This window comes from Micromonospora sp. NPDC049523 (genome assembly GCF_040676775.1).
Taxonomy (GTDB): domain Bacteria; phylum Actinomycetota; class Actinomycetes; order Mycobacteriales; family Micromonosporaceae; genus Micromonospora_G.
Map to the genome: position 1 here is coordinate 127,224 of NZ_JBFAPP010000002.1, position 18,905 is coordinate 146,128.

Here is an 18,905-nt window from a genome sequence, read left to right on the forward strand (position 1 = left end):
GTTGAGGTATCAGCAAGGCAAGTTGAAGGATCAGCAAGGTAAGTAGAGGAATCAGAGGAAAGGGGAGGGAAACAACACCGTTGGATCGCCCGTCGGCGGCGCTGATGCCCGCCGGACGGACACCGTAGCCCCATCGGAAGAAGGGTGGTCTCCGGTCACGATTATGCGATCCGCGTACCGCCAGCCGCTTCAGACGGCCGGTACGCACACGTTGGACCGGCGTCAGCGCCGGTGAATGGTGTTCAACCCAAAACCCTGGGCCCCGGTGCTTCGGCACCGGGGCCCTCGTGACGCGGAGGTGCAATGGGTCAAGACCCGAACACGACGTTCGACGACGAGCATTACCCCGCCTACACGATGGGCCGGGCCGCGGAGATGCTCGGGATCACCCCGGGATTCCTGCGCAGCCTGGACGAGGCGAAACTGATCGAACCCCAGCGCTCGGCCGGCGGCCACCGCCGATACTCCCGCTACCAGCTGCGCCTCGCCGCGCGGGCGCGGGAACTGGTCGACCGGGGCACCGCCCTCGACGCGGCCTGCCGGATCATCATCCTCGAAGACCAACTAGAGGAAGCGCTGCGGATCAACGAGGAACTGCGCGGACGCGAGTGACCGACCCCGGTACGCCGACCGTTCGGCGTACCGGCACAGGTGCCGTTCGTTGCCGGAAATCCTGGGGAGTGCACGAACCTACCGCTGGGTAACAGGGGCGCAGTAGCGTTGTCCGTGCAGGGCAACGCGGGCTTGCACCGTACCTCGCTAGGGGGTTGCCATGACCACCACGCAGAATGACCGGCCGGCGGCGGACGGCACCGACGAACCGGCGCCGACCAGCTCGAACGACGGAGCCGGGCCACTGCCCAAGGAGGCCGGTCAGGTCTCCGAAAAGGAGGCTCGTCTGGTCGCCGAGGCGGCCCGGCAGACCGACTGGGGCAAACCGAGCTTCGCCAAGGAACTCTTCCTCGGCCGGTTCCGGCTCGACCTGATCGACCCGTGGCCGCGGACCGACCCGGACCGCGCCGGCAAGGCCGAGGAGTTCCTCGGCCGGCTCGACACCTACGTGCGCACCGAGGTCGACGGCGCCCGGATCGAACGCGACGCACGGATCCCCGACGAGGTGTTCCACGGGCTGGCCCGGCTCGGCGCCTTCGGCATGAAGATCGACGAGAAGTACGGCGGCCTCGGGCTGTCGAACCTGCACTACTGCCGGGCGCTGACCCTCGCCGGCTCGGCCAGCCCGGCGATCGGCGCGCTGCTCTCCGCCCACCAGTCGATCGGTGTGCCGCAGCCGCTGAAGATGTTCGGCTCCGACGAGCAGAAACAGCGTTTCCTGCCCCGGCTCGCCGCCGGTGAGGTCTCCGCGTTCCTGCTCACCGAGCCCGACGTCGGCTCCGACCCGGCCCGGCTGGGCACCACCGCCGAACCCACGCAGGACGGCACCGGCTACCGGCTCAACGGGGTCAAGCTCTGGGCTACCAACGGCACCGTCGCCACCCTGCTCGTGGTCATGGCGCGGGTGCCGGCCGCCGAGGGTCGGCGCGGCGGGATCACCGCGTTCGTGGTCGAGGGCGACTCGCCGGGCATCACCGTGGAACGGCGCAACGAGTTCCTCGGCCTGCGCGGGCTGGAGAACAGCGTCACCCGGTTCCACGACGTGGTGGTGCCGAAGGAGAACGTCATCGGCGGCGAGGGCAAGGGCCTCAAGATCGCCCTGACCACGCTCAACACCGGGCGGCTGTCGCTGCCCGCGATGTGCGTCGGCGCCGCCAAGTGGTCACTCAACGTGGCCCGCGGATGGTCCGCCGAGCGGGTCCAGTGGGGTCGGCCCGTCGGCCAGCACGAGGCGGTGGCCAAGAAGCTCGCCTTCATCGCCGCCAGCACGTACGGCCTGGAGACCATGCTCGACCTCTGCTGCCTGCTCGCCGACGACGACCGCAACGACATCCGGATCGAAGCGGCCCTGGTCAAGCTCTACGCCAGCGAGATCGCCTGGCAGATCGGCGACGAACTGGTCCAGATCCGGGGCGGGCGGGGCTACGAGACCGCGGACTCGATCGCCGCCCGAGGTGAACGCGCCGCCGCGGTCGAACAGCTCCTGCGCGACCTGCGGATCAACCGGATCTTCGAGGGCTCCACCGAGATCATGCACCTGCTGATCGCCCGCGAGGCGGTCGACGCCCACCTCGCCGTGGCCGGCGACATCATCGATCCCGATGCCGGACTCGGCCGCAAGGCCCGCGCCGCCGCCACCGCCGGTGCCTTCTACGCGAAATGGCTGCCGACGCTCGCGGTCGGTCGAGGCCAGCAACCCAACTCGTACGCCGAGTTCGGCCCGTCGGCCCAGCACCTGCGTTACGTCGAGCGCTCCTCCCGCAAACTCGCCCGCTCGACCTTCTACGCGATGTCCCGCTGGCAGGGCAAACTCGAACGCAAGCAGGCGTTCCTCGGCCGGATCGTGGACATCGGCGCGGAGTTGTTCGCGATGTCGGCGGTCGCCGTACGGGCCCGCGCCGAATCCGAGCAGCGCCCCGAGGGCGTGGAACTGGCCGACCTGTTCTGCCGCCAGGCCCGGTCCAGGGTCGAGATCCTGTTCCATACCTTGTGGGAGAACACCGACTCGGTCGACGTGGCGGCGGCCAGGCGGATCCTCGCCGGCCGGTACGCGTTCGTCGAGGACGGGGTGATCACCCCGCCCGCCGAGCGGGAATGGGTCGCCGCCTGGGAGCCGGGCCCGGCCACCGTGCCGGACGTACGCCGCCGCATCCCGCCGGACCCGTCCACCACCGCCCAGCCGGAGACCCGGGAGCTGTTACCAGACGACCAGGATGACCAGGGCGACCACGGCCAGGTTGAGCGGGATCAGGAGCAGGTAACCGATCCGGGGGATGCCCCGACCTCGCTGGGCGGCCCAGAGCAGGGCGGCCGCGTAGAGCAGCAGGAGGACGCTCAGTAGGCCCAGCAGGATACGCACAGTTGTCGACTCTATCGACCGACACGCAGGCCGAGGCGCCTAAGTTCCAGGGCGGCCAGCGCATCGACGGTGGATTCGTCGCCGCGCCGCCACGCCTCGGCGACGTCCGGATCGATTTTGGTGAGCCGGCGCAGCGGCTGGTTGGTCAACGCCCGCAGCGCCAGCAGGTCCCGCCCGGCCGGTGCGTTGCGCAACGAGGTCGCCGCGTTGGCCCGGCGGATCCACCGCAGCCGCAGCGGCAACCAGCCCAGCAGCACCAGGGCGAGCGGGAAGACGAGGGCGAGCAGGGCCAGCGTGAGAGCCAGGTCGGCGACCTGCTCCTGCTGGTTGTGGCCGGCTTCGGCGAGCGACCGGGCGGCGTCGGCCGCCCGGTCGAACGGGCCGGTCAGGTCGTCACCGACCAGCGGCGTACGACCGATCTTGTCGCTTGTCTCGCTGAAGTTCCGGGCCAGGTCGGTGCCGGCGCCCTCCAACTTCTGGCCCGGAACGGCGAGCTTCTGGATCAGGTCGTGGAGCCACATCGAGAACCGGATCGACAGGTACACCCAGGCGATCACGAGCAGATCGGTGAGGACCTGCCGGGCGGCTTTGGGAAAACGGTCAGCGTAAATCTTCACGCCGGCCAGGGTGCCACGTTCGGGCGGAGCGCACGAGGTCCCGACGGACGCACCTGCGCTACGCCCAGGGGGCGGTGGGGTACCAGGGGATGATTTCCCGCCGGTCGAGCAGCCGTACGTCCCAGTAGAGGAAGGTGAAGACCCCGGCCACCAGCAGGGCTACCGCGGTGACGACGGTGATCCGGCGCGGGTTGACCGCGATCCACCGCTGCAACCGCCCGCCGACCACGTACGTGAGGATCAGGAACAGCACCGCCATCACCACGATGTTGCCCAGCGACTGGAGGGTGAATGCGGCGGCGCCGTACAGCGGGTTTCCGCTCTCGGCGGCGTCCCGGAACATCTGCCGGAACAGCGGGAACGGGCGTCCGATCAGGAATGCGCCGATCAGCACTCCCATGAACACCATCGGCGCGTTCGGGAAGCGCCGGGCGATCCGGGCGAACGGGTCGCGTACGACTCCGAGTGCAGCCAACCCGAGATAGGTCATCGCGAGTCCGACCAGTCCGAACACCACCATCGACTGGATGCTGCGCGGCGACAGTTCACCGACCGGATTCGGTGCGGTCGAGAACTGCGGCATGTCGGTGCCGACGAGTCCGACCACCACCCCGTACGGGATGGAGACGGCGAGCATGCCGACAGCCAGCCAGCCCAGTGGCTTCAGTGCCTGGCCGAGCCGTTGCCACCGGCCCCCGGTCCCGCCGAGCAGGGGTGCCACCGCTCCGAACGCGGCGATGTTGCACGCGGTGAACGTGCCGGCCAGCCCGGACACGAAGGCGAACGCGATGCCGGCGGCGATGCCGGCGATCGGGGTCTCCTTGGCGTCGTGACCCAGCAGGGTGTTGGCGACGTTGTCCCCGATGGTGGAGTCGACGAACTCCGCGGACCAGACCACGGTCAGCAGGAAACCGCCGAGCACGCTGAGCAGGATGATGAGTCCTCGACGACGGGGAAAATACCCATTGACCAGGGTCGAGGTTGGAGCGGAGTCGGGAACTGCGGTGGAGGGGATGTGGATGAGATCCGGATCGCGCGTCTGACTCATGGCGGTCCTCCCGATTCGCAGCCGTTGCCCAGGCGACGGCAAATATGCCGACCGAGTATCGAATCGGGATCGCCGCAGCGGCTACTTCGAGAGTGCTCAGATTTGCGGACGTGAATGGCTTCAGGCGGCGCAGTCCGGGCAGGTGCCGAAGATCTCCAGGGTGTGGCTGACGTCGGCGTACCCGTGTTTGGCGGCGACCCGGTCCGCCCAGGTCTCCACCGCCGGCCCCTCGATCTCGACCGTACGGCCACAGCCCCGGCAGACCAGGTGGTGATGGTGCCCGTTGCTGCACCGCCGGTAGAGGTGCTCGCCACCGGCCGGGCGCATCACGTCGATCTCACCGGCGTCGGCGAGCCCCTGCAAGGTCCGGTAGACGGTGGTCAGGCCGACCCGTTCGCCCCGGTCGCGCAGCATCCCGTGCAGGTCCTGGGCGCTGTGGAAGCCCGCAACCTCGCCCAGCAGGGCGCTGACCGCGCTGCGCTGCCGGGTGTTGCGTACGGCGGTGCCGGTCTCCGCCTCCGCGTCCGTCATGATCCCCTCCAAGTGCCCAGCTCGCCGGCGGGTCGCTCAGCTCGCCGTCAGACGGGCCGGTGCCGCCTCGCCGGCATGGCTGACGGCGTCCGCGACGATGTGCGCGATGTGCTCGTCGACCAGCGCGTACGCGATCTCCCGGCCACGGCGGGAGCCGCGCACCACGCCCGCCCCGCGCAGCACCCGCAGGTGCTGGGAAACCAGTGGTTGCGCCGCCCCGAGCTTCTCCACCAACTCGTGCACGCAGCGCTCGCCGTCGGCCAGCTCCGTGACGATCGCGACCCGGATCGGGGCGGACAAGGCGCGCAGCAGTTCACCCGCGCTCTCGTACACTTCGTATCCGCTTCCGCTCGTCACCCCGTAACGGTAACCACTATCGTCCCGGTCCGACCAACGGGGCGGCGGGCTCCAGTACCGATTCCGGTGCCTCGACCGGCGAAATGCCCGTCGTGACCGGAACCACCCGTCGACGGGCCGCCCGCCAGCCGGCACCACCGGCCGCGATGAGCAGGAAACCGGCGATCGAAACCACCACGATCGTCGCCCCCGGTGCGGTGTCGGCGGTCCCGGCCAGCCACACCCCGACCGCGGCGGCGAGCAGGCCAAGGGTCATCGCCGCCGCCATCGTGCTGCGGAAGCCCCTGGTGAACTGCTGTGCGGTGGCGACCGGGATCACCATCAGGGCGCTGATCAGCAGCAGCCCGACGGTCCGCATGGCGATCGTCACGGTCACCGCCGTGGTCGCGGCGAGCAGCAGGTTCAGCGCGCGTACCGGCACCCCGGAAACCCGGGCGTACTCCTCGTCGTGTGAGATCGCGAACAGCACCGGGCGCAGGCCGATCATCGTGACCAGCACCACCGCCGCGATCACCACGATCACCACCAGGTCCCGCGGCGCCGTCGTGGTCAACGCGCCGAACAGGTACGACATCAGGTTCGCGTTGCTGCGGTTGTCGGAGAGGCCGACCAGCATCACCCCACCGGCGATCCCGCCGTAGAACAGCAGCGCCAATGCCAGGTCCCCGGACGTCCGGCCCCGTTCCCGTACCAGCTCGATGACGACCGCGCCGACCGCCGCGACGATCACGGCGGTGAGCACCGGGGAGGCGTTCAGCAGCAGGCCCACCCCGACCCCGGTGAGGGCGACGTGCCCGACCCCGTCACCGATCAGCGACATCCGGCGCTGTACCAGGTAGATGCCGAGCGCCGGGGCGGCCAACCCGATGACCAGCGCGCCGACCAGCGCGCGGAGCATGAATTCGTACTGGAAGAGGCTCATTCGATGCACAACCCTGGTAGTTCCTCCGGACCGTGCGGGTGGACGTGGTCGTGCCCGGCACCGGCGTGATGACCCGCCGGCTCCGGCACCGCGCCGTTGTGCACGATCTCTCCCTGTGCGACGACCACCGCCCGGCTGATCAGTGGGGCCAGCGGGCCGAGTTCGTGGGCGACGAGCAGGACCGTGCCGCCGTCGGCGACGAAGTGGCGCAGCGCGCCGGCGAAAGCCTCCTGGCTGGCCGCGTCGACACCCGCGGTCGGCTCGTCCAGGATCAGCAGCTCCGGCTGCCCGGCCAGGGCGCGGGCGATCAGGGTGCGCTGCTGTTGGCCGCCGGAGAGGGTGGCGACCGGGTCGCCGGCACGGTCGGCGAGACCGACCGCGCGCAGGGCGCTGGCCACCGCCGTACGGTCGGCCGCGCCGGGCGGGCGCAGGAAGCCGCGCCGGGCCAGCCGGCCGGACCCGACCACCTCGGCCACCGTCGCCGGTACGCCGCCGCCCGCGCCGAGCCGCTGCGGTACGTAACCGAGCCGGGCCCACTGCCGGAACCGCCGCAGCGGGGTGCCGAACAGCTCGACCGACCCCCGGCTCAGCGGGACCAGCCCGAGTACGGCACGGATCAGGGTCGACTTGCCCGAGCCGTTCGCCCCGAGTACGGCGACCACCTCACCGGCGGTCACCTTCAGCGAGACGCCCCGCAGGATGGGGCGTTCGTCGTACGCGACGATCGCCCGGTCGACGTTGATCACCGTCCGGGACTGCCCGCGCTGCTCTCCGCCCACCCGTGGATGCTCGCTCATGGGCAGTTCAGGGCGGTCTTGAGGGCGCCGAGGTTGGTACGCATCACCGAAAGGTAGTCCGCGTTGCCGCCCGCCGGCAGTCCCTCGATTGGATCAAGGACGGCGGTCTTCGCCCCGACCTCCCGGGCGATGGTCTCGGCGACCTTCGGACTGACCAGGGTCTCGAAGAAGATCGTGGTGGCGCCGTGCTCCCTGGCCTCGTCGGCCACCTCGGCCAGCCGCTTCGGCGACGGCTCGTCCTCCGGCGTGACACCGGAGATGCCGACCTGTTCGAGCTGGTAGCGGGCGGCGAGGTAACCGAAGGCGGTGTGCGCGGTCACGAGTTCCCGGCGCTGGCAGGTGCGCAGCCCCTGGGTGTACTCCTGGTCCAGCGCGCTCAGGTCCGTACGCAGCGCCTGTGCCCGCGCGGTGTAGTCGGCCGCCCGGTTCGGGTCGGTCCTGGCGAGCCGCTCGGCGAGCCGGTCGCCGATGGTGGCGAGCCGGGTCGGGTCGAGCCAGACGTGCGGGTCCTTGACCTCGGACCGCCCACCGGCACCGGCACCCTCGTCGTGCTCGTGGCCACCCTCGGCGGCGTCGCGCAGCGGCTCCACCCCGGCGACGTCGAAGGTACGGTCGCCGCCGACCTGCTCCACCGCGTCGTCGACGGCCGGCTGGAAGCCCTTGAGGAAGACGATCACGTCCGCCTCGCTGACCTGGCCGACCTGGCTCGGGTTCAGCTCCAGGTCGTGTGGTTCGGCACCCGGCTTGGCCAGGTTGGTGACCCGTACGGCGTCACCGCCGACCCGCTCGGCGACGTACTGCAGGGGGTAGAACGCGGCGACCACCTGGACCCGGCCTCCGGCATCGCCCCCGGCGGCATCCTGCCCGCAGGCGGCGAGGCCGCCCAGCATGAGCAGGGCGCTGGCCACGGCGGCCAGGGTACGCGGAGCCGAGCGGATCACCATGTCACCCACTGTCCGCGCAGGCGACAATGATTGTCAAAAACGCATGAGTGCATGTAAGGAAGGCAACTAGAGGATCTTCACCAGGGCGACCGCCACCAGCAGGGTCAGCATCAGCAGGCGGATGGTGCGGGTGGCCGGCGGCTGCACCGGCCAGGTGATCCGCAGCAGGGCCACCAGGCCGGCGGCGAGCGCCAGCAGCACCGCCCCGCCGACGATTCCCGGTGCGAAGAGTCCCACCAGCACCACCGCGACCGTGGCGAGGAACACGGCGGTCGGGTTCGCCCGGGCGAGACGGGCCAGCAAGACGCTCTGCGTACGCTGCATGGCACAGACTCTACGAGGAGGCACCGGGTGCTGGTGACGAACCGGTTCGTGGTCGACGAGGACGCCGCCGCGTCCTTCACGGAACGGGCCCATGCCGCGCTGGCGGCATTGGCCGCCCGACCCGGCTACCAGCGCGGGCAACTCGTCCGTGCGCTGGAGGACCCCCGGCAGTGGTCGCTGGTCACCGAGTGGGAGTCGGTCGGGACCTACCGGCGGGCGCTCGGCGCGTTCGACGTCAAGATCTACGCCACCCCGCTGCTCGCCGAGTCACTGGACGAGCCGTCCGCGTTCGAGGCCCTCGCCACCGCCGAGCCCGGCGGTCAGGTAGAGGTCGCCGTCAGCGACCGGGCCACCGACCCGAGCCGATGAGCTGAGGTCGGTATCGATGGGCTCGCGGCCGGGGGCGACGAGGTTGCGGTCGGTATCGATGGGATCGCGGCCGGGGGCGACGAGGTTGCGGTCGGAGCCGGTGGCGCCGAGGGCACTACCCTTGCGTCCATGAGCACTCCGGGGCCGGCCGGCCCGCCGCTGCCGTACCCGGTGACGCCAGGATCGGAGGGTGCGCCGCCCGCGTACCCGGTGACACCCGGGCCGGGGTCCTACGGTGTGCCCGTACCGCCGCCGGGGCCGGGTGTGACACCCCCGTTCGCTGCCCCGCCGACCGAGGGCCGGACCATGCGGATGTGGCTCGGGCTCGGGGTCGCCGGCCTGGCCGTCCTGCTCTGCTGCGGCGGCGGGGTCGCGGCGGTGGTCGGCCTGACCGTCGCCGGCACCGAGGCGGTCAACGAGCAGGCCCGCGCGGTCGCCGGTGACTACTTCGAGGCGGTCAGCAACGAGGAGTACAACGAGGCGTACGACTTCCTCTGCGACGCCGCCCAGCGCCGGGAGTCGCCGCGGGAGTTCGAGGAACGGGTCTCCGAGGAGCCGGAGATCGACTCGTTCCAGGTCGGCGACGTGACGGCGGTCAACGACCTGATCGTGCCGGTCGGGGTCACGTACGCCGGTGGTGGGCGCGACGACCTGCGGGTGCGGTTGGCGCAGGACGGCCGTACCGGCGCCCTGGAGATCTGCGGCATCAGCTGACGGGGGATCTCCGGCATCAGCCGACAGGGGATCTCCGGCATCAGCCGACGGGGAGCCTCGGCACCGGCCGACGGGGAGCCGACGGGAGCCGGCGGGGCCGGTGGGGGAGTAGGCGATGGTGCCGAGCGGCGGAGTAACCTGCTGGGCTTGGACCCTCGGTGAGGTCTGCCGGGTTCCGCGCTGTCCGTCCCGTCCCTGAACAGGTCCCCGCCGACCGCCAGTCGGCGTAGGAGGAGAACCAATGCCAGCCGACCGTATCGATGCCGTGGTCAGTCTCGCCAAGCGTCGAGGCTTCGTCTTCCCCTCCAGCGAGATCTACGGAGGCACCCGGTCGGCCTGGGACTACGGCCCCCTCGGCGTCGAGCTGAAGGAGAACGTCCGCCGCCAGTGGTGGCGCAACATGGTGCAGCAGCGCGACGACGTGGTCGGTCTCGACTCGGCCGTCATCCTGGCCCGGGACGTCTGGGCCGCCTCCGGGCACCTGGAGGCGTTCGTCGACCCGCTGACCGAGTGCCAGTCCTGCCACAAGCGGTACCGGGCGGACCACCTGGAAGAGGCGTTCGAGGCCCGCAACGGCCGCCCGCCGACCTCGCTGGCCGAGCTGAACTGCGCGAACTGCGGCAACAAGGGCACCTTCACCGAGCCGCGGATGTTCAACGGGCTGATGAAGACCTACCTCGGCCCGGTGGAGAGCGACGAGGGCCTGCACTACCTGCGGCCGGAGACGGCGCAGGGGATCTTCGTCAACTTCGCCAACGTGATGACCTCGGCGCGCAAGAAGCCGCCGTTCGGCATCGCCCAGGTCGGCAAGTCGTTCCGCAACGAGATCACGCCGGGCAACTTCATCTTCCGTACGCGTGAGTTCGAGCAGATGGAGATGGAATTCTTCGTCGAGCCGGGCTCGGACGAGCAGTGGCACGAATACTGGCTGCGCGAGCGCTGGAACTGGTACATCGACCTCGGGCTGAGCGAGTCGAACCTGCGGATGTTCGAGCACCCGAAGGAGAAGCTCTCGCACTACTCGAAGCGCACCGTGGACATCGAGTACAGGTTCATGTTCGGCGGCACCGAGTTCTCCGAGCTGGAGGGCATCGCCAACCGGACCGACTTCGATCTCACCACGCACAGCAAGCACTCCGGTGTCGACCTCTCCTACTTCGACCAGGAGAAGGGCGAGCGCTGGATGCCGTACGTGATCGAGCCGGCCGCCGGCCTGACCCGCGCGGTGCTGGCGTTCCTGCTGGAGGCGTACGACGAGGACGAGGCGCCGAACACCAAGGGTGGCGTGGACAAGCGGACCGTGCTGCGGTTCGACCCCCGGCTGTCCCCGGTGAAGGTCGCCGTGCTGCCGCTGTCGCGTAACCCGGAACTGTCCCCGAAGGCCCGCGACCTGAGTACGGCGCTGCGCAAGCGCTGGGTGGTCGAGTTCGACGACTCGCAGGCGATCGGTCGGCGGTACCGCCGGCAGGACGAGATCGGCACGCCGTTCTGCGTCACGGTCGACTTCGACACCCTGAACGACAACGCGGTCACCGTACGGAACCGGGACACCATGCTCCAGGAACGCGTCTCCCTCGACCAGGTGGAGAACTACCTGATCGAGCGCCTCCCCGGCTGCTGACCCGCCGGCCCAGCTCGGGCTTCGCGGCGGTCAGCCGTCGGGCCAGCTCGGCTGCCGGGCCGGTCAGCCGTCGGGCCAGCTCAGCCACATGAGCAGGCTCGCCACCGCGATCACGGCCACGCCGATGAGGCTGAACGACCGGGCCACCATCCGGGAGTCGGCCATCGCCGTGATCCGGCGGTGGTGCACCTGCTCGGCGCTGTCGGTGGTGAGGACGGTCACCGGCCCACGCCGGGACGCGGTCAGCACGGTGTAGACGCCGTCCGACCGCGCGCTGCCGACCGCGTGGACGAGCTGCCCGGCGGGCACGATCAGCTCGGTCAGCACCAGGGTCTCGTGCTTCCTGGTGCCGGTGAACGTCTCCCGGGGAATGAACGCCGGTACCAGGTGCTCGTCGTCGCGGCGGTAGCGGCGGACCGTGGTGGTGGTGATCGGCGGGTCCCCGTCGGTCGACGGTCGGCGCAGCAGTCGGGGGTCGACGAGCAGGCGTCCGGTGGGGTCCTGGAGCGCGGGTGGCCCCGGTGCCTCCTGCGCCCACAGGTGGTCGACGCTCGTCACGCTGTCGTCGTACCGGCGGGAGGGGTCGCGGACCAGTTCGACGGCGTACCAGGCGCAGGTGGTGCCGGTGACCGGGGCGACCACCAGCCCCGCCGGCCCGGCGGTGATCATGCCGGTGGCGGCCATCCGCTGCCGGCCGGGACGCCAGTGGGCGCACGGCACCAGCGGGGTCCGTTCCAGGATCCGCCGCTGGCGGGCCTCACCCCAGCGGAGCAGGATCGCGATCCCGCTGACGATCAGCAGACAGAACCCCAAGCCGAGCACGAGTGCGGCGAAGGTGAGCACGGGCGTAAATATAGATTGCATCGGCGAGCGGGGGTCCTTACCGATCGTGCGCAGTGAGGTGGGATGCTCGGAGGATGACGTCGACCGCCGCCCCGGCCGTGCCGGGTTCGCTGGCCCTCGGCGGGCACCAGGTGTGGCCACCGGTGGTGCTCGCGCCGATGGCCGGCATCACCAATGTTGCCTTCCGTCAGCTTTGTCGGGAACAGGGCGGCGGGCTCTACGTCTGCGAAATGGTCACCACCCGGGCGTTGGTGGAGCGGAACCCGCGCACCATGCGCATGATCGCGTTCGGTGGTGACGAGCGCCCGCGCAGCCTCCAGCTCTACGGCGTGGACCCGGAGACCACCGCGGCGGCGGTGCGGATGGTGGTCGAGGAGGACCTGGCCGACCACATCGACCTCAACTTCGGCTGCCCGGTGCCGAAGGTCACCCGCAAGGGCGGCGGCGCGGCGTTGCCGTGGCGGCGCCGGCTCTTCGCCCGGTTGGTCCGGGCCGCGGTGCAGGCGGCGGCACCGGCCGGGGTGCCGGTCACGGTGAAGATGCGCAAGGGCATAGACGACAACCACCTGACGTACGTCGAGGCCGGTCTTGCCGCGCAGGAGGCCGGGGTGGCGGCGGTGGCGCTGCACGCGCGTACGGCCGAACAGCGCTACTCGGGCAGCGCGGACTGGGACGCGATCGCCACCCTGAAGCAGGCGCTGGACGTACCGGTGCTGGGTAACGGCGACATCTGGGAGGCGGACGACGCGCTCCGGATGGTGGCCGAGACCGGGGCGGACGGGGTGGTGGTCGGCCGGGGCTGCCTGGGGCGGCCGTGGCTTTTCGCCGACCTGGCGGCGGCGTTCGAGGGGCGGTCCGAGCGGCGGCTGCCCGATCTCGGTCAGGTGGCCGGCACGATGCGCCGGCACGCGGAGTTGCTGGCCGAGTGGTTGGGCAGCGAGCGGGACGGCTGCACCGACTTCCGCAAGCACGTGGCCTGGTATCTCAAGGGTTTCCCGGTCGGCGGCGAGCTGCGCCGGGCGATGGCGATGATCAACAGCCTGGCCGAACTGGACGACCTGCTGGGCAAGCTCGACCCGGCCGAGCCGTTCCCGGTCGGCACCCTGGGCCAGCCCCGTGGCCGCACCAACTCCCCCGGCAAAGTCCACCTCCCCGACGGCTGGCTAACCGACCGCGACAGCGACCAAGTCCCCGCCGACGCCGAACTATCCCACTCCGGCGGCTAACCCCCCTCCCCCCCCACCCCCCCACCCCGACGATCTTGCAGTTGTGGTGCCTGGGTTTGGGGTGCTAGGTCGGGTTTGTGAACAACCACAAGTGCAAGATCGACGCGTTACTCCGTGGGGGGCCAGGGGATTTCGGGGGAGGGGTGGAAGTTGATGTTGGCTCGGGTCCAGCGGGGGGAGTGGGCGGCCAGGCGGAGTCGGAAGGAGGTCCAGTCCCGTGCGGCTGTCGGTGACCAGGCCAGTTCGGCGATTGCCACCAGTCGGGGGTACGTCATGAACTCGATGTCGGCGACCGTACGGATCGTCTCCGTCCACAGTGGTGCTTCGACGCCGAGTACGGACTCCGCCGGCACCCCGTCGAGGTACGTCCCCGGATCCCAGTCGTACGCGGTCCGCACGTCGATCAGGCCGGCCCAGTCCTGCCCCAGCGTGGTCGCGTCGGTGTACTTCATGTCCAGGTAGGTGCGGTTGCCCGGCGACATGATCACCCGCGCGCCCTGCCGTACGGCGGCCGCCACGTTCTGGTCGCTGGTGGTGGTGCCCCAGTACTGCAGCACCCGGCCCGGTACGTGCTCGGCCGGTGCGAGCTGGTGCCAGCCGACCACGGTCTTGTTCTTGGCGACGACGATCCGCTGCACCCGGTTCATCACGGTGCTGTAGGCGGTCGCGTCGAGCTTGAACGCCTCGTCGCCTCCGACGTGCAGGTACGGGCCGGGGGTGAGGGCGGCCAACTCGCCGAGTACGTCGTCGACGAAGTCGTACGTCCGTTCGCTCGTCACGGCAACCGAGCTGAACCCGACCTCGGTGCCCGTGTACGGCGCCGGGGCGACCCCGTCCGGCGCGAGTTCCCCGTACGCGCTGAGTGCGGCGTTGGTGTGGCCGGGCAGGTCGATCTCGGGTACGACGGTGATCCGGCGGGCGGCGGCGTACTCGACGATGGTCTGGTAGTCGGCCTGGGTGTAGTAGCCGCCGGTCCCGCCGTCGACCTCGGTGGCGCCGCCGATCTCGGCCAGCCGGGGCCAGGAGTCGATGGCGATCCGCCAGCCCTGGTCGTCGGTGAGGTGCAGGTGCAGGTGGTTGAGCTTGTAGCGGGCGAGTTGGTCGACGAGGCGGAGCACGTCGGGCACCTCGAAGAAGTGCCGGGAGACGTCGAGCATCGCGCCCCGGTAGGCGAACCGGGGTGCGTCGAGGATCTGTCCGCCGGGCACCTCCCATGGGCCGGGTTGGACGGTCGCGCTCTCGATCGCCACCGGCAGTAGCTGCCGCAGGGTCTGCACGCCGTAGAAGAGGCCGTCGGCGGTGGCTGCCCGTACGACGACGTGTTCGGTGGTCACGTCGAGCCGGTAGCCGCCCTCCGGCTCCTCGGCCGCGACGGCGGTCGCGTCGAGCAGCAGGGTGACGGTGTCGGCCGGGGGAGTTTCGGCGGCGGTGAGCGGGGTGACCGGTAGCGGGTGGCCGGTGGCCGGGCGGAGCAGGTCGGCGAGCTGTTCGCCGACGGCGAGCGCGGCCGGGTCGTCGCTGGTCCGGATCGCGGTGTCGGCGGTGAGCAGGTAACGCACGCCGGGGTTGGGTCGCGTGCTCACCGGAGCGGGGACCACCTCGGTCAACCGGCTCCCGACGCCATCGGCCGCGGGGGAGCCGGTGCGGGGCCGGGGTACGGGCGGGTGCGTGCGGGACTGCTCCAGGGGTGCACTGCTCATCGTCAGTCAGCTTCCTCGCGGCCAGAGCGGGGGTGGATGCCGTACGGGTGTGACCACCAAGGTTAGCGCTGCTCAAATGCTTGCTCGTGCGCGTGGAAACGCTCCCATAAACTGGTGCGAACACGGACAGGGACGACGCCTGTGCCTATTGTCACCCAATGCTGACGGGTCGCCTTAGGCTGGCTTAACCTTCGCGGACCAATGGCCATTGGTTCTCCCCGGTACGGACTTCCGCCGCCGGGGTAACAGACCAACTAAACCTTCGTTCAGCGTCGTACGTGGGAGGCTTCTGGTGGCATCGAGCGAAACCGCAGCGAGGGACAGCGCGCCGAGGGACAGCGCGCCGAGAGACAGCGCGCCGAGCGAAACGCGCAAGTTCGTCTACAACTTCGCCGAGGGCAACATGGATCTCAAGGATCTGCTCGGCGGCAAGGGCGCCAACCTGGCCGAGATGACCAACCTCGGCCTGCCGGTGCCACCCGGCTTCACCATCACCACCGAGGCCTGCCAGGCGTACCTGGCCACCGGAACCGCCCCCGACGAACTCGCCGAGCAGATCACCGCGCACCTGACCGCACTGGAGCGGGCAATGGGCAAGCGGCTCGGCGACCCGGGCGACCCGCTGCTGGTCTCGGTCCGCTCCGGGGCGAAGTTCTCCATGCCGGGCATGATGGAGACCGTCCTCAACGTCGGGCTCAACGACGACAGCGTGGCCGGGCTCGCCGCCCAGTCCGGCGGCAACGAGCGGTTCGCCTGGGACTCGTACCGGCGCCTGATCCAGATGTTCGGCAAGACCGTCTGCGAGGTGCCGGGCGAGGAGTTCGAGCACGCACTGGACGAGGCGAAGCGGGCCAAGGACACCACGAACGACCTCGATCTCGACGCGGCCGACCTGCGGGCGCTGGTCGACACGTACAAGACGATCTTCCGTAAGCACACCGGGCGGGACTTCCCGCAGACCCCGCGCGAACAGCTCGACCTGGCCATCTTCGCCGTCTTCGGCTCGTGGAACGCCGACCGGGCGGTGCTCTACCGCCGGCAGGAGCGGATCCCGGCCGACCTCGGCACCGCGGTCAACGTGGTCGCGATGGTCTTCGGCAACCTCGGGCCGGACTCCGGCACCGGGGTCGCGTTCACCCGCGACCCGGCCAGCGGCGCCCAGGGCATCTACGGCGACTACCTGGCCAACGCCCAGGGCGAGGACGTGGTCGCCGGCATCCGCAGCACCGTCCCGCTGCAACAACTCGAAAAGCTCGACCCCCGCTCGTACGGGGAACTGCTCGGCATCATGGCCCGGCTGGAGGAGCACTACCGCGACCTGTGCGACATCGAGTTCACCATCGAGCGCGGCAAGCTGTGGATGCTCCAGACCCGGGTCGGCAAGCGGACCGCGGCGGCGGCGTTCGTGATCGCCGGGCAGCTCGTCGACGAGGGGCTGATTGACCTGGACGAGGCGCTGCACCGGGTCAACGGCGCGCAGCTCGCCCAGCTCATGTTCCCGAGGTTCCGGCTGGAGCACGACATCGCCCCGCTGGCCGACGGGATCGGGGCGTCACCGGGTGCGGCGGTGGGCAAGGTGGTCTTCGACGCCGCCCGCGCGGTGGAACTGGCCGGCGAGGGGGAGTCGGTCATCCTGGTCCGCCGGGAGACCAGCCCGGACGACCTGCCCGGCATGATCGCCGCCCAGGGCATCCTCACCTCGCGCGGCGGCAAGACCAGTCACGCCGCCGTGGTCGCCCGGGGGATGGGCAAGACCTGCGTCTGCGGCGCCGACGCACTGGACGTGAACGTACGCGCGAAGCAGTTCACCGCGCACGGGCAGGTGGTGAAGGAGGGTGACGTCGTCTCCATCGACGGCACCACCGGCCGGGTCTACCTGGGCGAGGTGCCGGTGTCGCCGTCCGAGGTGGTGCGCTACTTCGAGGGCAGCCTGGAGCCGGCGGAGTCGGACGATCCGCTGGTGCAGGCCGTACACCGGATCATGACGCACGCCGACCAGCGGCGGGTGCTGCGGGTACGCACGAACGCCGACACCGGCGAGGACGCGGCCCGGGCGCGGCGCTTCGGTGCCGAGGGGATCGGCCTGTGCCGGACCGAGCACATGTTCCTCGGCGACCGGCGGGAGCTGGTCGAACGGCTGATCCTGGCCCGGACCGAGACCGAACGGCAGGAGGCGCTGGCTGCACTGCTGCCGCTGCAACGGGCCGACTTCGTGGAGATCTTCCGCGAGATGGACGGCCAGCCGGTGACCGTACGCCTGATCGACCCGCCGTTGCACGAGTTCCTGCCGCCGCTGGAGGAGTTGGCGGTGAACGTGGCGGTCGCCCAGGAACGCGGTCAGGACGTGGCCAAGCAGGAGGCGCTGCTGTCGGCGGTACGCCGGATGCACGAGCAGAACCCGATGCTCGGGCTGCGCGGTGTCCGCCTCGGCCTGGTCATCCCCGGCCTGTTCGCGATGCAGGTACGGGCGATCGTGGAGGCGGCGGTCGCCTGCGCCCGCGAGGGACTGGTGGCCGAGCCGGAGATCATGGTCCCGCTGGTCGGCGCGGTGCAGGAGTTGGAGACCGTACGCGCGGAGGCCGAGAAGATCATCACCGAGGTGGTCGGGGACAGCGGGGTGAAGGTGCTGGTGGGCACCATGATCGAGGTGCCCCGGGCGGCGCTGACCGCCGGGCAGATCGCCGAGGCGGCCGAGTTCTTCTCCTTCGGCACCAACGACCTGACCCAGATGGGCTGGGGATTCTCCCGCGACGACGTGGAGGGCGCCTTCTTCTGGCGTTACCTGGAGTTGGGCATCTTCGGCATCTCCCCGTTCGAGTCGATCGACCGGGACGGGGTGGGCCGGCTGGTCCGGATCGCGACGGAGGAGGGTCGGGCCGCCCGGCCCGGACTCAAGATCGGGGTCTGCGGTGAGCACGGCGGCGACCCGGAGTCGGTGCACTTCTTCCACGAGGTCGGGCTGGACTACGTCTCCTGCTCGCCGTTCCGGGTGCCGGTCGCCCGGCTGGAGGCGGGTCGCGCCGCGATCGAGACCACCGGTTCGGACAGCCGCTGAGCCACCGTCCACCGGGGACTGTGCGGGCGTACGCGTCAGTGCAGCCCCGGTGGGCGCAGGCCGCCCGTCTCGGCCCAGAGGTCGGCCGGCAGCGTCGCCATCGGAGTGCGTACGGCGAGCGGGGCGGTCGGGTCGGGGCTGGGTCCGTTGGCCATCGCCGCCGCGTGCCGCAGCGAGTCGACCATCGTGCCGAGCCGCTGCGCGGTCGCCCGCGCCTCGGGGTGGATCCGTTCCACGTTGCTGTCCGGATAGGTCACCAGCGTCAGCAGCCCGTACGCGCCGGCCGGGTAGGTGATGACGCAGCCACCGGCGCTGCGTACGACCGACTCGTGCAGGGCGCCGTGACCGGCCGACTGGGCGAAGCGGTGACCGATGCCGAGCGTCGCGGCGGAGAGCGCGGCGAGGTGGTGCGGGTCACCGGCGGTCAGGTCGCAGGCGACCATGAGGCCGTCCACTCCGCCGAGCACCGCGCCGGAGAGATCGGGTAGCCGGCGGCGCAGCCGGTACAGCTCGGCCCGGATGGCGGCGTCAGCATCCACGGGAAAGTCTCCTTTAACTGTCCTGCTGAGGGCTCCGGACGGCCGGCATGTCCGGGCGATGTCGGTGGCGCGGCTGGGCAGTGGCACGGGTGAGCGGTGGCGCGGGTGAGCGGAGCGGTGGCGCGGCTGGGCAGTGGCACGGGTGAGCGGTGGCGCGGGCGGGCAGCACCTGGGCGTGCCCTGTCGGGTCGACGCCGGCCGGCAACGCGGATGGTCGCGGGTGGGACAGTGGGCCGGTCGGCCGCACTGGGCCCGGCCGGTATCGCCGCCGGCTGGTGACCTTCTGTTTACGGCACGCTACACCTGGCCATTGGCCGGTGTCATCCC

The 18,905-nt window shown here is 70.6% G+C and carries 17 protein-coding genes and 1 pseudogene; 7 read left to right on the forward strand and 11 right to left on the reverse strand.

Annotated features, from left to right (window positions below; translation table 11 throughout):
* Nucleotides 1-303: 303 nt before the first annotated feature.
* Complete coding sequence (locus tag AB0J90_RS03090) at nucleotides 304-612, forward strand: MerR family transcriptional regulator (RefSeq protein WP_363591599.1); 309 nt, start codon at nucleotides 304-306, stop codon at nucleotides 610-612.
* Nucleotides 613-772: 160 nt separating this feature from the next.
* Nucleotides 773-2,770: pseudogene (locus tag AB0J90_RS03095) on the forward strand (acyl-CoA dehydrogenase family protein); the annotation flags it as partial.
* Between the two features lie 212 nt (nucleotides 2,771-2,982).
* Here AB0J90_RS03095 and AB0J90_RS03100 read toward each other — a convergent pair.
* The 8 genes from AB0J90_RS03100 to AB0J90_RS03135 all read right to left on the reverse strand — a co-directional run bounded on the left by AB0J90_RS03100 (nucleotide 2,983) and on the right by AB0J90_RS03135 (nucleotide 8,511).
* Nucleotides 2,983-3,588: a hypothetical protein gene (locus AB0J90_RS03100; protein WP_363591601.1), complete on the reverse strand. Its 606-nt coding sequence runs from the start codon at nucleotides 3,586-3,588 to the stop codon at nucleotides 2,983-2,985.
* A 58-nt stretch (nucleotides 3,589-3,646) separates the two neighbouring features.
* The gene (locus AB0J90_RS03105) at nucleotides 3,647-4,636 is read right to left on the reverse strand and encodes a hypothetical protein (RefSeq protein WP_363591603.1); all 990 of its coding nucleotides are present in this window, start codon (nucleotides 4,634-4,636) and stop codon (nucleotides 3,647-3,649) included.
* Nucleotides 4,637-4,756: 120 nt separating this feature from the next.
* Entirely contained in the window at nucleotides 4,757-5,167 is a 411-nt protein-coding gene (locus tag AB0J90_RS03110; RefSeq protein WP_363591605.1) for a Fur family transcriptional regulator, read from the reverse strand.
* Nucleotides 5,168-5,203: 36 nt separating this feature from the next.
* Nucleotides 5,204-5,524 carry a metalloregulator ArsR/SmtB family transcription factor gene (locus tag AB0J90_RS03115; protein WP_326556325.1) on the reverse strand — a complete coding sequence of 107 codons (321 nt, stop codon included), beginning with the start codon at nucleotides 5,522-5,524 and terminating at the stop codon, nucleotides 5,204-5,206.
* Nucleotides 5,525-5,540: 16 nt separating this feature from the next.
* A complete protein-coding gene (locus AB0J90_RS03120) occupies nucleotides 5,541-6,446 on the reverse strand; it encodes a metal ABC transporter permease (protein ID WP_363591607.1) in 906 nt (301 codons plus the stop codon).
* A complete protein-coding gene (locus AB0J90_RS03125) occupies nucleotides 6,443-7,243 on the reverse strand; it encodes an ABC transporter ATP-binding protein (RefSeq protein WP_363591609.1) in 801 nt (266 codons plus the stop codon). Before AB0J90_RS03125 ends, AB0J90_RS03120 begins: the two co-directional genes overlap by 4 nt.
* On the reverse strand, nucleotides 7,240-8,187 hold the full coding sequence (locus AB0J90_RS03130) for a metal ABC transporter substrate-binding protein (RefSeq protein ID WP_363591611.1): 948 nt from the start codon (nucleotides 8,185-8,187) through the stop codon (nucleotides 7,240-7,242). Before AB0J90_RS03130 ends, AB0J90_RS03125 begins: the two co-directional genes overlap by 4 nt.
* 66 nt (nucleotides 8,188-8,253) lie before the next feature.
* Nucleotides 8,254-8,511, reverse strand: a complete 258-nt coding sequence (locus AB0J90_RS03135) for a DUF6703 family protein (RefSeq protein WP_363591613.1) — start codon at nucleotides 8,509-8,511, stop codon at nucleotides 8,254-8,256.
* Between the two features lie 27 nt (nucleotides 8,512-8,538).
* On the opposite strand from AB0J90_RS03135, the gene AB0J90_RS03140 reads away from it, so the two are divergent.
* From AB0J90_RS03140 to AB0J90_RS03150, 3 genes are all read left to right on the forward strand, one after another.
* A complete protein-coding gene (locus tag AB0J90_RS03140; RefSeq protein ID WP_363591615.1) occupies nucleotides 8,539-8,880 on the forward strand; it encodes an antibiotic biosynthesis monooxygenase in 342 nt (113 codons plus the stop codon).
* Nucleotides 8,881-9,117: 237 nt separating this feature from the next.
* Complete coding sequence (locus AB0J90_RS03145; RefSeq protein ID WP_363592171.1) at nucleotides 9,118-9,594, forward strand: hypothetical protein; 477 nt, start codon at nucleotides 9,118-9,120, stop codon at nucleotides 9,592-9,594.
* Nucleotides 9,595-9,835: 241 nt separating this feature from the next.
* On the forward strand, nucleotides 9,836-11,215 hold the full coding sequence (locus AB0J90_RS03150; protein WP_363591617.1) for a glycine--tRNA ligase: 1,380 nt from the start codon (nucleotides 9,836-9,838) through the stop codon (nucleotides 11,213-11,215).
* 63 nt (nucleotides 11,216-11,278) lie between these two features.
* Here the strand turns inward: AB0J90_RS03150 and AB0J90_RS03155 are convergent, their stop codons facing one another.
* Nucleotides 11,279-12,058: a hypothetical protein gene (locus tag AB0J90_RS03155; RefSeq protein ID WP_363591619.1), complete on the reverse strand. Its 780-nt coding sequence runs from the start codon at nucleotides 12,056-12,058 to the stop codon at nucleotides 11,279-11,281.
* A 74-nt stretch (nucleotides 12,059-12,132) separates the two neighbouring features.
* Here AB0J90_RS03155 and dusB point away from each other — a divergent pair, with 74 nt between their 5' ends.
* Nucleotides 12,133-13,284, forward strand: coding sequence for a tRNA dihydrouridine synthase DusB (gene dusB / locus AB0J90_RS03160; RefSeq protein WP_363591621.1), 1,152 nt, complete (start codon nucleotides 12,133-12,135; stop codon nucleotides 13,282-13,284).
* 107 nt (nucleotides 13,285-13,391) lie between these two features.
* Here dusB and AB0J90_RS03165 read toward each other — a convergent pair whose 3' ends face one another.
* Entirely contained in the window at nucleotides 13,392-14,984 is a 1,593-nt protein-coding gene (locus AB0J90_RS03165; RefSeq protein ID WP_363591623.1) for a beta-N-acetylhexosaminidase, read from the reverse strand.
* Between the two features lie 292 nt (nucleotides 14,985-15,276).
* Here AB0J90_RS03165 and ppdK point away from each other — a divergent pair, with 292 nt between their 5' ends.
* On the forward strand, nucleotides 15,277-18,039 hold the full coding sequence (gene ppdK, locus AB0J90_RS03170) for a pyruvate, phosphate dikinase (protein ID WP_363591625.1): 2,763 nt from the start codon (nucleotides 15,277-15,279) through the stop codon (nucleotides 18,037-18,039).
* A 35-nt stretch (nucleotides 18,040-18,074) separates the two neighbouring features.
* On the opposite strand, the gene AB0J90_RS03175 is transcribed toward ppdK, so the two are convergent.
* A complete protein-coding gene (locus AB0J90_RS03175) occupies nucleotides 18,075-18,578 on the reverse strand; it encodes a roadblock/LC7 domain-containing protein (RefSeq protein ID WP_363591627.1) in 504 nt (167 codons plus the stop codon).
* Nucleotides 18,579-18,905: the final 327 nt, after the last annotated feature.

Coding starts and splice junctions, on each gene's coding strand:
- AB0J90_RS03090 (WP_363591599.1), top strand. CDS start 304: ATGGGTCAAGACCCGAACACGACGTTCGACGACGAGCATTACCCCGCC.
- AB0J90_RS03105 (WP_363591603.1), bottom strand. CDS start 4,636: ATGAGTCAGACGCGCGATCCGGATCTCATCCACATCCCCTCCACCGCA.
- AB0J90_RS03110 (WP_363591605.1), bottom strand. CDS start 5,167: ATGACGGACGCGGAGGCGGAGACCGGCACCGCCGTACGCAACACCCGG.
- AB0J90_RS03120 (WP_363591607.1), bottom strand. CDS start 6,446: ATGAGCCTCTTCCAGTACGAATTCATGCTCCGCGCGCTGGTCGGCGCG.
- AB0J90_RS03125 (WP_363591609.1), bottom strand. CDS start 7,243: ATGAGCGAGCATCCACGGGTGGGCGGAGAGCAGCGCGGGCAGTCCCGG.
- AB0J90_RS03130 (WP_363591611.1), bottom strand. CDS start 8,187: ATGGTGATCCGCTCGGCTCCGCGTACCCTGGCCGCCGTGGCCAGCGCC.
- AB0J90_RS03135 (WP_363591613.1), bottom strand. CDS start 8,511: ATGCAGCGTACGCAGAGCGTCTTGCTGGCCCGTCTCGCCCGGGCGAAC.
- AB0J90_RS03150 (WP_363591617.1), top strand. CDS start 9,836: ATGCCAGCCGACCGTATCGATGCCGTGGTCAGTCTCGCCAAGCGTCGA.
- dusB (WP_363591621.1), top strand. CDS start 12,133: ATGACGTCGACCGCCGCCCCGGCCGTGCCGGGTTCGCTGGCCCTCGGC.
- AB0J90_RS03165 (WP_363591623.1), bottom strand. CDS start 14,984: ATGAGCAGTGCACCCCTGGAGCAGTCCCGCACGCACCCGCCCGTACCC.